The following is a 13990-nucleotide window of genomic DNA, read 5'->3' as shown; positions in this document are numbered from 1 at the left end:
GTCACGTCAGTTGTACGGAAGTAGAACTGTGGACGGTAGCCTTTGAAGAACGGAGTATGACGGCCGCCTTCATCTTTGGACAGGATGTAAACTTCAGATTCGAATTTGGTGTGCGGCTTGATAGAGCCTGGCTTAGCCAGTACCTGACCACGTTCGATTTCTTCACGTTTGATACCACGCAGCAGAACACCAACGTTCTCACCAGCACGGCCTTCGTCCAGCAGTTTGCGGAACATTTCAACGCCAGTACAGGTAGACTTAGCAGTCTCTTTGATACCAACGATTTCAACTTCTTCGCCAACTTTAACGATACCGCGCTCTACACGACCGGTAACAACAGTACCACGGCCGGAGATGGAGAATACGTCTTCGATAGGCAGCAGGAACGGCTTGTCAATCGCACGCTCTGGTTCTGGGATGTAAGAATCCAGGAAGCCAGCCAGCTCAACGATTTTAGCTTCCCACTCTGCTTCGCCTTCCAGCGCTTTCAGAGCAGAACCACGGATGATTGGAGTATCATCACCTGGGAAGTCGTACTGGGACAGAAGTTCACGAACTTCCATTTCAACCAGTTCCAGCAGCTCTTCGTCATCAACCATGTCACATTTGTTCAGGAACACGATGATGTAAGGAACGCCAACCTGACGACCCAGCAGGATGTGCTCACGAGTCTGAGGCATAGGGCCGTCAGTCGCAGCAACAACCAGGATTGCGCCATCCATCTGAGCAGCACCGGTGATCATGTTTTTAACATAGTCGGCGTGGCCCGGGCAGTCTACGTGTGCGTAGTGGCGAGTCGGGGTGTCATATTCAACGTGGGAAGTGTTGATGGTGATACCACGAGCTTTTTCTTCTGGTGCGTTATCGATCTGATCGAATGCACGAGCAGAACCACCGTAGGTTTTAGCCAGAACGGTAGTGATTGCAGCAGTCAGGGTAGTTTTACCATGGTCAACGTGGCCGATAGTACCAACGTTGACGTGCGGTTTTGTACGTTCAAATTTTTCTTTAGACACGGCTATATTCCTTACTATAGTGCCCCCTCACCGAGGGGACACGGGATTTTGGTTTTTAAACCTGAGGCTTATTTGCCACGGGCTTCGATTACGGCCTGAGCAACGTTGTTCGGCGCATCATCATACTTCAGGAATTCCATGGAGTAAGATGCACGACCTTTAGTCAGAGAACGCAGCTGAGTTGCGTACCCGAACATTTCTGACAACGGAACTTCAGCATGAATCTGAACGCCAGTAGCGTTAGATTCCTGACCTTTCAGCTGACCACGACGACGGCTAAGGTCACCGATAACGTCACCGGTGTTCTCTTCCGGAGTCTCTACTTCAACCTTCATGATAGGCTCAAGCAGAACTGGTTTCGCTTTCTTAAAGCCATCTTTGAAGGCGATAGAAGCGGCCAGTTTAAACGCCAGTTCAGAGGAGTCAACGTCATGGTAAGAACCGAAGTGCAGACGCACGCCGAGATCTACTACCGGGTAACCTGCCAGAGGGCCAGACTTCAGCTGCTCCTGGATACCTTTATCAACGGCAGGGATGTATTCGCCAGGAATTACACCACCTTTGATGTCGTTGATGAACTCGTAACCTTTCGGATTTGAGCCCGGCTCCAGTGGGTACATGTCGATAACAACATGACCGTACTGACCACGACCACCAGACTGCTTAGCGTGTTTACCTTCAACATCGGTAACTTTCGCACGAATCGCTTCGCGGTAAGCAACCTGAGGTTTACCCACGTTAGCTTCAACGTTGAATTCACGCTTCATACGGTCAACGATGATGTCGAGGTGCAGTTCACCCATACCAGCGATGATAGTCTGGTTAGATTCTTCATCAGTCCATACGCGGAATGATGGGTCTTCTTTAGCCAGACGGCCCAGAGCCAGACCCATTTTTTCCTGGTCAGCTTTGGTTTTTGGTTCAACGGCGATAGAGATTACTGGCTCAGGGAACTCCATACGCTCCAGAATGATCGGGTGATCTGGGTTACACAGGGTGTCACCAGTAGTCACGTCTTTCAGACCGATAGCCGCAGCGATGTCGCCTGCGCGAACTTCTTTGATCTCTTCACGTTTGTTCGCGTGCATCTGTACGATACGACCGAAACGTTCACGTGCAGCTTTCACGGAGTTCAGGATGGTGTCACCGGAGTTAACCACGCCAGAGTACACGCGGAAGAACGTCAGGTTACCCACGAACGGGTCGGTAGCGATTTTGAACGCCAGTGCAGCAAACGGCTCGTCATCACTTGCGTGACGTTCAGCCGGAGTGTCTTTACCGTCGTCCAGGATACCGTTGATCGCAGGAACATCTACTGGAGATGGCAGGTAATCAATTACCGCATCCAGCATTGCCTGAACACCTTTGTTCTTGAACGCAGAACCACAGGTTACCAGGATGATTTCGTTGTTCAGAACGCGCTGACGCAGAGCTTTCTTGATCTCTTCTTCAGTCAGTTCTTCACCACCCAGGTATTTCTCCATCAGCTCTTCTGAAGCTTCAGCAGCGGACTCGATCAGGTTCTGGTGCCATTCGTCGGCCAGGTCCTGCATGTCTGCTGGAATATCTTCATAAACGAAGGTGACGCCTGCATCTTCTTCGTTCCAGTTGATGGCTTTCATTTTCACCAGGTCAACAACACCGGTGAAACCTTCTTCAGCACCAATTGCCAGCTGAAGCGGAACCGGAGTCGCGCCCAGACGGGTTTTGATCTGACCAACAACTTTCAGGAAGTTAGCACCCATACGGTCCATTTTGTTAACGAACGCGATGCGTGGAACTTTGTATTTATTAGCCTGACGCCATACGGTTTCAGACTGTGGCTGAACACCACCAACTGCGCAGTAAACCATTACTGCACCATCAAGAACACGCATGGAACGTTCAACTTCGATAGTGAAGTCAACGTGCCCCGGGGTGTCGATGATGTTTACGCGATGCGGTTCATACTGCTTAGCCATACCTGACCAGAATGCAGTAGTCGCTGCGGAGGTGATGGTAATACCACGCTCCTGCTCCTGTTCCATCCAGTCCATGGTAGCTGCGCCGTCATGAACTTCACCGATTTTATGGTTTACACCGGTGTAGAACAGAATACGTTCGGTAGTAGTGGTTTTACCGGCGTCGATGTGCGCACTGATACCGATGTTACGGTAGCGTGCGATGGGTGTTGTACGAGCCATTTGATTCCTCGTTTGATTCTTTGGCGTTCAGTTAAGTAACCCAGAGCGGGCGGCTTCTCTGAAGCGCCCGCCTGGTGACTATGACTCCGAAGGGATTACCAACGGTAGTGTGCGAACGCCTTGTTGGCTTCTGCCATACGGTGAACGTCTTCACGTTTCTTAACTGCAGTACCTTTGTTGTCTGCAGCATCAGAAAGTTCGTTCGCCAGACGCAGAGCCATGGATTTATCACCGCGTTTACGAGCAGCTTCAACGATCCAACGCATTGCCAGAGCATTACGACGAACCGGACGAACTTCAACTGGAACCTGATAAGTAGAACCACCAACGCGGCGGGACTTAACTTCTACGGTTGGGCGAACGTTGTCGAGAGCGACTTCGAAAGCTTCCAGTTCATTTTTACCAGAACGCTGAGCCAGGGTCTCCAGCGCGCTGTATACGATTGCTTCTGCAGTAGATTTTTTACCATCTACCATCAGGATATTTACAAATTTTGCCAGCAGCTCTGATCCGAACTTAGGATCTGGAAGGATTTTACGCTGACCAATGACGCGACGACGTGGCATGGGAATACTCCGTTGTTAATTCAGGATTGTCCAAAACTCAAAGAGTTTAGTTTGACATTAAGATAAATCAGTTTGGCCTTACTTAACGGAGAACCATTAAGCCTTAGGACGCTTCACGCCATACTTGGAGCGAGCTTGCTTACGGTCTTTAACGCCGGAGCAGTCGAGCGCACCACGAACGGTGTGATAACGAACACCCGGAAGGTCTTTTACACGACCGCCACGGATCAGGATCACGGAGTGTTCCTGCAGGTTGTGACCTTCACCACCGATGTAGGAAGTCACTTCAAAACCGTTGGTCAAACGCACACGGCATACTTTACGCAGTGCGGAGTTTGGTTTCTTAGGAGTGGTGGTATATACACGAGTACATACGCCACGTTTCTGCGGGCAGGCTTCCAGCGCAGGCACGTTGCTTTTTGCAACTTTGCGAGCGCGTGGTTTGCGTACCAGCTGGTTAACTGTTGCCATTAAATAGCTCCTGGTTTTAGCTTTTGCTTCGTAAACACGTAATAAATCGCCTCATACAATATGAGGACGCGAAATTTTAGGGCCACGCCGAAAAGGTGTCAAGAAATATACAGCGATCTCACCTCACCAACTCATTTGAGTTGTGTGTTTTACCGAGAGATTGACGAAATCAGTATAGCTAACCACGTCGATTTTGGCTGAAATTTGAGCAGCAAGGCCGCGTGCATCAATGTCTTCCTTTAGCGCAGAGACAGTAATGGGGGCATTATTGAGCATTTCAACAAAGCGGCTGCCTTCAATTGCGGCCAGCACGCCGTCCTGAATCAGCAGCAGGTCGTCGCAGTCGGCCAGCATTCTCAGCAACCCGTCGATATCGCACTGCCACGGAGAGTGGCTTAAGGTATGGAGCATGACGGCCTCAGAAAGTCAGAACAGTATGATATTGAGAGAGTTGTTCGCGTAACACCTCGGGCGCGAGGACGGTCACATCCAGCACCATAGCGGTGTTTTCATCCAGCCCGCGCTCTTTTAGCGATGCCGCACAGACCCAGAAAGTCTCGATGTCGTACAGGGGCAGAACTTTGAAGGTCGCAATATAGTCACGCGCCAAAATCTGCTGAGGCTGTTGCCCGGCCAAAAGCTGGAGCACGCCATCACCGATAAAGAAGACACCGATATCTTCCGTCAGAGCCGAGGTTGCTAAAAGCGCATCCAGCCCTTCCCTGCCGGCTGCACTGCCGTGTGGGGCAGAAGTAAATACAAAGGCAACGCGGTTCATCAGAATTGTACCATCCGATCACAGGTCAGCGCCGCTTGAGCCAGCGCGCCTAAGCCACTGAGGGAAAAGCCAGGCTGGAGATTCGCCCCGGCAAGGCCAAGACGCTTGGCTTCGGCTTCATCCGTCACACCGCGACGCAACGCCGCCGCGACACAAATGTGCAGCTCGACGCCCTGTAACTCATTAAGTTTCTGCCAGCCGCGTACCAGATCAAACTCATCCGACGCAGGCGAGGTCAGCTGGTTAGCGTTGTAGACCCCTTCCCGGTAGAAAAAGACACTGCTCAGCTGATGTCCGGCAGCCAACAACGCCTCGGCAAACTGAAAAGCGCTACTGGCCTGCTGAGTACCGTAAGCCGGGCCTGTCACCATAATGGCAAAACGCATTACTTCTCTTGTCCCAGGAAATCACCGCTTTTGAACTGGCGGATGTAAAGATAAACCGTGTGCTTGGAAATGTTCAGGCGATCTGCCACCTGGTTAATCGCATCTTTAATATCGAAAATGCCTTTTTCATAGAGGTTCAGCACGATCTGGCGGTTCTTAGCGTTGTTCGATACGTTGCGATCGGCATTGACCTCTTCGATGGTGAACTCCAGCGTCTGGGTGACGAGGTCTTCAACGGAAGACGCAAAGTTCACCGACGAGTTCACTTCCGGCGTTTCAGGCGGAATAAAGGTGCTCATGATTTGAGAGAACGGCACATCAAGGTTCATGTTGATACACAGCAGTCCGATTACGCGGTGCTCGCGGTTACGGATGGCGATCGTTTCTGATTTCATCAGAACGCCGCTTTTGGCACGAGTGAAATAACATTTGGAGACGCTGCTGTCCGCGCCGGTCATGTCGTGCAGCATACGCAGTGCAAGGTCGGTAATTGGCGATCCAATTTTGCGGCCAGTGTGCTCACCATTAGCAATGCGGATGGCGGAACATTTCAGATCTTGCAGGGAGTGCAATACGATTTCGCAGTGGGAGCCAATGAGCATCGCTAACCCGTCCACCACCGCTTCGTAAGATTTGAGAATATCGAAGTCGGTCTGGTCGAAAGGACGTTGATCCAGCAAATCGAGTTCACTGGTTTCGTTGGTTAAAAGCGACCTGGACATGAAAAAAACACTCCTTTTCAGGAGCCTGTCATTAGGTTGTCAGGGCAGGCTCATATTTACACGGACAACTAAATTAATACAGCGTAGGTAACGCTTTCCAGTGTTAATTATATCTGCCCCACAATAAAAAAACCGCCGCCTTAAAGGCGGCGGTTTTCAGCGTTTTACTTCTTCGCTGCGTCTGCAGCTTTATCATCTGCTGCAGCATCTGGTTTGGCATCTGCCTTCGGTGCTGGTTTGATGTCCAGCAGCTCAACATTGAAGACCAGAGTGGAGTTAGCCGGAATACCCGGAACGCCCGTTTTGCCGTAAGCCAGATCCGGTGGGATTACCAGCTGAATTTTGCCGCCTTTCTTGATGTTTTTCAGGCCTTCGGTCCAGCCTGGGATAACACCGTCAAGACGGAAGGAGAGCGGTTCACCACGGGTATAAGAGTTATCGAACTCTTTACCGTCGATCAGGGTACCTTTGTAGTTCACAACTACGGTATCGCTGTCTTTAGGCGCATCGCCAGTACCGGCTTTCTCTACTTTGTACAGCAGACCGGTAGAAGAGGTTTTCACACCCTTCTCTTTAGCAAAAGTATCGCGGTAGGCTTTGCCTTTCGCTTCGTTGTCTTTTGCGTCTTGTTCCATTTTGCCCTGAGCAGCGCCTTTCACGCGAGCTTCAAAAGCCTGCAGGGTCTGTTCGATTTCCTGGTCAGACAGTTTGCTCTTGTTTGCAAACGCATCCTGAACCCCGGCGATCAGCTGGTCTTTATCCAGTTTGATGCCCAGTTTCTCTTGCTCTTTGAGAGAGTTTTCCATGTAACGGCCCAGAGATGCGCCCAGCGCATAGGCTGATTTCTGGTCGTCATTTTTGAACGCAGCTTTACTGTCTGCGCTTGCAGCAGGCTTCGCAGCGGTATCAGCAGCGAAAGAGAGCGGCGCATTCAGTGCGACGGCCATCGTGGTCGCCAGCAGCGTTACTTTAAACAGTGATTTCATCCATTTCTCCAGGACCGGGGCCTCTCACCCCAGCGTTAAACGTATATGAGAAGCGTACTATAGAACGTTGAAGAAGAAATCTACAGACAGACTCTCCCTAAACTCGCTTCTTTTCAGACTATTTTTGTTTAAATAAGTTTCTTGCATTAAGGCAGGATGCTTTACAGAGGAGTAAACTCGGGTAAAATTCGCCGCCGCCAACGCCCCTGGCGTGCGAAATCACAGAGAGGTCAATCATGCAAAATACGACATTGGAAGCGCGGCTGGCCGAGCTGGAAAGCCGCCTGGCTTTTCAGGAAGTGACCATCGATGAGCTGAACCAGACGGTGACGGCTCACGAACTGGAAATGGCCAAACTGCGCGATCTTCTGCGCCTGCTTACGGAAAAAGTGAAAGCGACACAGTCGTCACACATCGCCTCACAGGCAGAAGAGACGCCCCCACCTCACTATTGAGGCATAAAAAAAGCGGGAATATTTCCCGCTTTTTTGTGCCTGCGACACTGCTAAATTACCGGTCATACGAGCTGCAGAAAGGTGACTGGTTAGAACATCCCGAGAGCAAAGATCACTCTACAACCGGGACTGGAAAACGCAGTCAACGCCTCTGCGGCTCGAAAGACGCCGGTGATTTAGTGGCAGCCGCAACCGCCGTTACCACCACAACCGCCTTTGCCGTGGTCATGACCGTGGTCATGACCGTGGTCATGATCGTGGCCGTGACCACCGCAGCAACCGTCATGGTCGTGATCATGGTCGTGATTATGGTCGTGACCATTTGCACCGTGAACGTGGCCATGAGCCAGCTCTTCAGCAGTCGCTTCACGAATCGCGATAACTTCAACGTTGAATTTCAGGTTCTGGCCAGCCAGCATGTGGTTACCGTCAACCACAACGTGCTCGTCTTCAACTTCTGTGATTTCAACAGGTACTGGACCCTGGTCAGTTTCAGCCAGGAAACGCATGCCAACCTGCAGCTCGTCAACGCCCATGAACACGTCTTTAGGAACGCGCTGAACCAGATTATCGTCGTACTGGCCGTAAGCGTCATTCGCGCCTACAGCAACATCAAATTTATCGCCAACAACATGACCTTCCAGCGCGTTTTCCAGGCCGGAAATCAGGGAACCGTGACCATGCAGGTAGTCCAGCGGCGCACTCACCGGAGACTCATCAACCAACACACCGTCTTCTGTACGTACCTGATAGGCCAGGCTGACCACCAGGTCTTTTGCTACTTTCATGATATCTCCTGAGCGTGGGAAAATTGCTGGCGCAGATTGTAGCGGAAATCTGCACCCGTGTACCCTTTAGCTTAAAAAATCTGAGGGCATATCGCTAGTCTGGATGAAAAATGCCGATCACTTGCTCTTCTTTGCGAACATGCTCGCGAACCTCTTTGTCCACCTCGCGCATCTGGTGCCCGCACTTAACACACTCAACAATATCGATATTATTCTCGCGCCACATGGCCAGGGTATCTTGCGCCTGGCAGGACGGGCATTTTGCGCCTGCAATAAAACGTTTACGAACTGCCATACTTTTTCCCCTATTCAAATTCATCCCAGCCATCCAACTGACGCCGTTCCTTCTGCATCTCACGCTGGAAGATCTCTTCCAGCTCACGGCGAGCTTCCCGCACGCGGGAGATTTGCGCCGTATCGCTATGGACGGGCATTAACTCGCGCAGCATACGCATATCAAGCCTGCGGAAATGCAGCTGGGCGCGCAGCGCCTGGTGCGGATGCATACCCAGCGAAACCAGCGTCTTACGGCCTAGCTCAAGGGCACTGGAAAACGTCTCACGCGAGAAGTTTTTCACCCCCGCCTGTAACAGCTCATGGGCTTCCACGCGCCCTCTGGCACGCGCCAGAATATGCAGATGCGGGAAATGCTGCTGACACAGCTCCACCAGCTTCATCGTATCTTCCGGTTCATTACAGGTGATGACGATCGACTCTGCGGCCTCGGCCCCTGCCGAACGCAGCAGCTCAAGCTGCGTTGCATCGCCGTAATAGACTTTATAACCATATTTGCGCATCAGATTTACTGCGCTGATATCACGCTCCAGCACCGTAATACGCATCTCATTGGCCATCAGCAAGCGGCCAATCACCTGCCCAAAACGACCAAACCCCACCACAATTACCTGTGGTTTATCGTCTTCCACCCACGGTGTTTCCGCTTCGTCTTCCGGCGGATTAAAGCGGCGCGACAGGGATTTATCAATCAGCTTCATCAGCAGCGGCGTGGTCATCATCGACAGGGTGACCGTCACCAGCAGCAGCGCCATCTGATCATCCTGAAATAAACGCTGGGACGATGCTGTGGAGAAGAGCACAAATGCGAACTCTCCCCCCTGACTCAGCACGCCCGCGAACTGCATGCGCTCAGAACTTCGGAGGCCGTAAATCCGCGCCAGGGCGTAAAGCACGCCGGTTTTCACCGCCACCAGCACCGCGACGCTGATCACCACCCACAGCAGATGGGTGTAGAGCACGCCAAGGTTGAGCGCCATGCCTACAGAGATAAAGAACAGCCCTAACAGCAGCCCCTTAAAGGGATCGATGGCAATCTCCAGCTCGTGACGATATTCACTCTCGGCAAGCAGAACGCCCGCGATAAACGTCCCCAGCGCCATCGACAGCCCCAGCGCATCCATAAACAGCGCGGAACCCAACACCAGCAGCAGCGTCGCCGCAGTAAATACTTCCCGCACGCCAGACGCCGCAATAAAGCGAAACACCGGACGCAGCAGGTAACGCCCGCCAATCAGCATGCCTGCAAACGCCAGCACCTTCATGCCAACTTTCATCCAGTCGAAATGATCGTCGCCAGACCCGGCGAGCAGCGGCACCAGCGCTAACGCGGGGATCACCGCTAAATCCTGAAACAGCAAAACGGAAAAACCGAGCTGTCCCGACTCGTTGCGATTCATCCCCTTATCGCGCATCAGCTGCAGCGCCATCGCCGTCGAAGACATCGCCAGACCAATCCCGCCGATCACCGCCGCCTGCCACTTGAACTCGGTCAACATCAGTAATCCAGCGAGGATCACCGCGCTGAACAGCACCTGTGCGGCGCCTACGCCAAAAATCGAGCGCCGCAGGTGCCAGAGCTTCGCCGGATTCAGCTCCAGCCCAATGATAAACATCAGGAAGACCACACCCAGCTCAGAGAAGTGGAGGATTTCATCCACGTCGCTAATAAACCCAAGCCCCCACGGACCTATTGCGATACCTGCCAGCAGATAGCCCAGCACCGCGCCTATACCCAGCCGGGAGGCCAGCGGCACGGCCACAACCGCCGCGAAGAGGAACAACACACCTGCCAGTAACAGATCGGAACCTTCCATCAGCGGCCTCCTGTCAGAATCGGTGAGGCCAGCCAGTCGCCATAGGCTTTGGCATGATTCGCCAGCTCTTTTGAGGGCTGGCGGCGCGCCCAATAGACCACAATCGGGCTCATCCACTGCATCCGGCACATGGCCGCCGTCAACTCAAAAGGGCGCAGAATATCGCTCATGGGATAGCGGTTTAGCCCGTCGTGACGATAAGCGCTCTCGGGTTCACCGGTCGTGATGACACTCCGCCAGTACTTTCCCGCCAGCTGGTTTCCCCCTGGTCCACTTGAAAAGCCGCGGGTCAACACCCGGTCCAGCCACTCTTTCAGCAGCGCCGGACAGCTGTAGGTATAGAGCGGATGCTGGAACACAATCACGTCATGCTGACGCAACAGTTCCTGTTCGTGTGGGATATCAATAAAAAAATCAGGATAGTGCGCGTACAGGTCGTGCACCGTCACATTGCTGAGTTGTCGAGCCGGTTTGAGCAAAACCCGGTTAGCGACCGAGTCCTGTGATTCCGGATGGGCATACAGCAGCAGCACTTTTGCTGTCTGGGACATCATTCCCCTCCCGGGTCGTCATCATTGCCATTTTGGGCTAACATGGCACTCCCGCGTCAGGCGCGGTACAACATTTAACTCCATTATAATGACAACTTAACATAGTCGGAACACACGGCGCTCTATGATTGTTTTCTCCTCGTTACAAATTCGTCGCGGCGTACGCGTCCTGCTGGACAACGCTACAGCCACCATTAACCCTGGGCAAAAAGTCGGTCTGGTGGGCAAAAACGGCTGCGGCAAATCCACTCTGCTGTCGCTTCTGAAAAACGAGATGAGCGCCGATGCAGGGAGCTTCACCTATCCGGGAAACTGGCAGCTGGCCTGGGTTAACCAGGAAACCCCTGCCCTGAGCGTTCCGGCGCTCGACTATGTCATTGACGGCGACCGCGAATACCGCAAGCTGGAAGCCGAGCTGAACGCCGCCAACGAGCGTAACGACGGCCACGCCATCGCCACCGTTCACGGCAAACTCGATGCCATCGACGCCTGGACCATCCGCTCGCGCGCCTCCAGCCTGCTGCACGGTCTGGGCTTCAGCAACGAGCAGTTAGAGCGCCCGGTGAGCGATTTCTCCGGCGGCTGGCGTATGCGCCTGAACCTCGCGCAAGCGCTGGTCTGCCGCTCGGATCTGCTGCTCCTCGATGAACCGACCAACCACCTCGATCTCGACGCGGTGATCTGGCTGGAAAAATGGCTGAAAAGCTATCAGGGCACGCTGATCCTGATCTCCCACGACCGCGACTTCCTCGATCCGGTCGTCGATAAAATCATTCATATCGAACAGGAATCGATGTTCGAATATACGGGCAACTACAGCTCGTTCGAGCGCCAGCGCGCCACACGCCTGTCACAGCAGCAGGCGATGTACGAAAGCCAGCAGCAGCGCGTTGCCCATCTGCAAAGCTTTGTTGATCGCTTTAAGGCCAAAGCCTCCAAAGCCAAACAGGCCCAGAGCCGCATCAAGATGCTCGAGCGCATGGAGATGATTGCCCCTGCGCATGTGGATAACCCGTTCCACTTTAGCTTCCGCGCCCCGGAAAGCCTGCCTAACCCGTTGCTGAAAATGGAGAAGGTCAGCGCCGGCTACGGCGAGCGCATTATTCTCGACTCCATCAAGCTCAACCTGGTGCCGGGTTCTCGCATCGGTCTGCTCGGGCGTAACGGCGCGGGTAAGTCCACACTGATTAAACTGCTGGCGGGCGAACTGGACCCGGTCAGCGGCGATATCGGGCTGGCGAAGGGCATCAAACTGGGCTACTTCGCCCAGCATCAGCTGGAATTTTTACGCGCAGACGAATCGCCGATTCAGCACATGGCGCGTCTGGCACCTCAGGAAATGGAGCAGAAGCTGCGCGACTACCTCGGCGGTTTCGGCTTCCAGGGCGATAAAGTCAGCGAGAACACCGAGCGCTTCTCCGGCGGAGAAAAAGCCCGTCTGGTGCTGGCGCTGATCGTCTGGCAACGTCCGAACCTGCTGCTGCTCGATGAACCGACTAACCACCTGGATCTCGATATGCGTCAGGCGTTGACCGAAGCGTTGATCGAATTCGAAGGCGCCCTTGTTGTGGTTTCGCACGACAGGCACCTGATCCGCTCCACCACCGATGACCTCTATCTGGTGCACGATGGCAAAGTCGAACCGTTCGACGGCGATCTGGAAGATTATCAGCAGTGGCTAACGGACGTGCAGAAGCAGGAAAACCAGCCTGCCGATGACGCGAAAGATAACGCCAACAGCGCTCAGGCGCGTAAAGACCAGAAACGTCGCGAGGCAGAACTGCGCACACAAACCCAGCCGCTGCGTAAAGAGATCGCGCGTCTGGAAAAAGAGATGGAAAAACTGCACGCCCAGTTGGCCACGGTGGAAGAGAAGCTCGGCGACAGCGGTCTGTACGATCAGGCGCGCAAAGCCGAGCTGACCGAGTGCCTGCAGGTGCAGGCCAAAACCAAATCTGGCCTGGAAGAGTGCGAAATGGCGTGGCTCGACGCGCAGGAACAGCTGGAAGAGATGCTGCAAACCGATTAAGGGATCAGGAAGGTTATGACTATCGACATCACGAGCGACATCACATTTCGCAAACTGAGTATTTTCATGACCTTCATGGAAAAGGGCAATATCGCCCGCACCGCCGAGGCTCTGGGCCTGAGCGGTGTCAGCGTACACCGCGCGCTGCATACCCTTGAAGAGAACGTTCGCTGCCCGCTGTTCACCCACAAAGGACGCAATCTGATTGCGTTACCTTCCGCCTGGACACTGCTGGAGTATTGCCAGGAAGTGATGCAGGTGATGGAGCGCGGGCTGGAAGAGTCGCGCAAAATTGCCGGGATAGGACAGGGGCGCCTGCGCGTCGGTACGCTTTACTCCCTGACGATGGAAACCGTCCCACGGCTGATTATGGGGATGAAGCTGCGCCGTCCGGATCTGGAGATGGACCTGACGATGGGCTCTAACGACACCCTGCTCCATCTGCTCGATGAAGGCGCGCTGGACGCAATCCTGATCTCCATCTCCGAAAGCGATATCGACCGAAATACCCTCGAAGTGCTGCCCTTGTTCCACGACGACATTTTTCTCGCTGCGCCCGCGTCGGCCAAACTCAACAGTAACGGCCTGGCCGATCTGCGGGATTACAAAGACCAGAAGTTCGTCTCGCTCGCGGAAGGGTTTGCCACCTACGCCGGTTTTCAGGACGCGTTCCAGATCGCCGGTTTTGAGCCGGAAATCGTCACCCGTGTGAATGATATCTTCTCGATGTTGAGTCTGGTGCAGGCGGGTGTGGGCTTTACGCTGATGCCCGGCAGGATGAAAAAGGTCTACGAAAACTCCGTGCAGCTGCTGAAGCTGGCGCAGCCGTACCAGATGCAACAGCTGATCGCGATTGTCTTTGCCCGCAACCGCGAGCAGGACCCGAGCCTGCGGGCACTGGCTGCAGAGGGGCGAATGTACGCCCGCAGTTTGCAGGACGGTAGCTGA

The 13990-nt window shown here is 53.6% G+C and carries 16 protein-coding genes; 3 read left to right on the top strand and 13 right to left on the bottom strand.

Going from position 1 to position 13990, the window contains the following annotated elements:
- The 9 genes from tuf to fkpA form a co-directional block, all read right to left on the bottom strand.
- On the bottom strand, positions 1-1016 hold a 1016-nt coding region (gene tuf / locus ETG88_RS04865; protein ID WP_129034809.1), incomplete at its 3' end, for an elongation factor Tu.
- A gap of 68 nt (positions 1017-1084) precedes the next feature.
- Positions 1085-3199, bottom strand: a complete 2115-nt coding sequence (gene fusA, locus ETG88_RS04860; RefSeq protein ID WP_100778646.1) for an elongation factor G — start codon at positions 3197-3199, stop codon at positions 1085-1087.
- A gap of 95 nt (positions 3200-3294) precedes the next feature.
- Positions 3295-3765: a 30S ribosomal protein S7 gene (gene rpsG / locus ETG88_RS04855; RefSeq protein ID WP_004106370.1), complete on the bottom strand. Its 471-nt coding sequence runs from the start codon at positions 3763-3765 to the stop codon at positions 3295-3297.
- 96 nt (positions 3766-3861) lie between these two features.
- Complete coding sequence (rpsL, locus tag ETG88_RS04850; RefSeq protein ID WP_000246815.1) at positions 3862-4236, bottom strand: 30S ribosomal protein S12; 375 nt, start codon at positions 4234-4236, stop codon at positions 3862-3864.
- A 123-nt stretch (positions 4237-4359) separates the two neighbouring features.
- The gene (tusB, locus tag ETG88_RS04845; RefSeq protein WP_129034808.1) at positions 4360-4647 is read right to left on the bottom strand and encodes a sulfurtransferase complex subunit TusB; all 288 of its coding nucleotides are present in this window, start codon (positions 4645-4647) and stop codon (positions 4360-4362) included.
- 7 nt (positions 4648-4654) lie between these two features.
- Positions 4655-5014 carry a sulfurtransferase complex subunit TusC gene (tusC, locus tag ETG88_RS04840; protein ID WP_129034807.1) on the bottom strand — a complete coding sequence of 120 codons (360 nt, stop codon included), beginning with the start codon at positions 5012-5014 and terminating at the stop codon, positions 4655-4657.
- Positions 5014-5400, bottom strand: coding sequence for a sulfurtransferase complex subunit TusD (gene tusD / locus ETG88_RS04835; protein ID WP_129034806.1), 387 nt, complete (start codon positions 5398-5400; stop codon positions 5014-5016). The genes tusC and tusD overlap by 1 nt, the downstream gene beginning before the upstream one ends.
- Positions 5400-6122, bottom strand: a complete 723-nt coding sequence (locus tag ETG88_RS04830; RefSeq protein WP_100778642.1) for a helix-turn-helix transcriptional regulator — start codon at positions 6120-6122, stop codon at positions 5400-5402. Before ETG88_RS04830 ends, tusD begins: the two co-directional genes overlap by 1 nt.
- 164 nt (positions 6123-6286) lie before the next feature.
- The gene (gene fkpA / locus ETG88_RS04825; RefSeq protein ID WP_095283677.1) at positions 6287-7108 is read right to left on the bottom strand and encodes an FKBP-type peptidyl-prolyl cis-trans isomerase; all 822 of its coding nucleotides are present in this window, start codon (positions 7106-7108) and stop codon (positions 6287-6289) included.
- Between the two features lie 236 nt (positions 7109-7344).
- Here fkpA and ETG88_RS04820 point away from each other — a divergent pair, with 236 nt between their 5' ends.
- The gene (locus ETG88_RS04820) at positions 7345-7563 is read left to right on the top strand and encodes a protein SlyX (protein WP_100778641.1); all 219 of its coding nucleotides are present in this window, start codon (positions 7345-7347) and stop codon (positions 7561-7563) included.
- Positions 7564-7739: 176 nt separating this feature from the next.
- Here the strand turns inward: ETG88_RS04820 and slyD are convergent, their stop codons facing one another.
- From slyD to kefG, 4 genes are all read right to left on the bottom strand, one after another.
- On the bottom strand, positions 7740-8351 hold the full coding sequence (gene slyD / locus ETG88_RS04815) for a peptidylprolyl isomerase (protein ID WP_129034805.1): 612 nt from the start codon (positions 8349-8351) through the stop codon (positions 7740-7742).
- Between the two features lie 94 nt (positions 8352-8445).
- Positions 8446-8646, bottom strand: a complete 201-nt coding sequence (locus ETG88_RS04810; protein ID WP_129034804.1) for a YheV family putative zinc ribbon protein — start codon at positions 8644-8646, stop codon at positions 8446-8448.
- A 10-nt stretch (positions 8647-8656) separates the two neighbouring features.
- Positions 8657-10462 (bottom strand): glutathione-regulated potassium-efflux system protein KefB, encoded by a 1806-nt coding sequence (gene kefB, locus ETG88_RS04805; protein WP_107702728.1) that lies wholly within the window; start codon positions 10460-10462, stop codon positions 8657-8659.
- Positions 10462-11013 carry a glutathione-regulated potassium-efflux system ancillary protein KefG gene (gene kefG / locus ETG88_RS04800; RefSeq protein ID WP_206732574.1) on the bottom strand — a complete coding sequence of 184 codons (552 nt, stop codon included), beginning with the start codon at positions 11011-11013 and terminating at the stop codon, positions 10462-10464. Before kefG ends, kefB begins: the two co-directional genes overlap by 1 nt.
- A 124-nt stretch (positions 11014-11137) precedes the next feature.
- Here kefG and ETG88_RS04795 point away from each other — a divergent pair, with 124 nt between their 5' ends.
- Positions 11138-13042, top strand: a complete 1905-nt coding sequence (locus ETG88_RS04795; RefSeq protein ID WP_129034803.1) for an ABC transporter ATP-binding protein — start codon at positions 11138-11140, stop codon at positions 13040-13042.
- A gap of 15 nt (positions 13043-13057) precedes the next feature.
- On the top strand, positions 13058-13990 hold the full coding sequence (locus tag ETG88_RS04790) for a LysR family transcriptional regulator (RefSeq protein ID WP_100778636.1): 933 nt from the start codon (positions 13058-13060) through the stop codon (positions 13988-13990).

Source organism: Lelliottia nimipressuralis (assembly GCF_004115925.1).
GTDB lineage: Bacteria > Pseudomonadota > Gammaproteobacteria > Enterobacterales > Enterobacteriaceae > Enterobacter > Enterobacter nimipressuralis.
The sequence above is the reverse complement of the archived record's forward strand: the minus strand, read 5'-3'. Positions and strand labels throughout refer to the sequence as shown.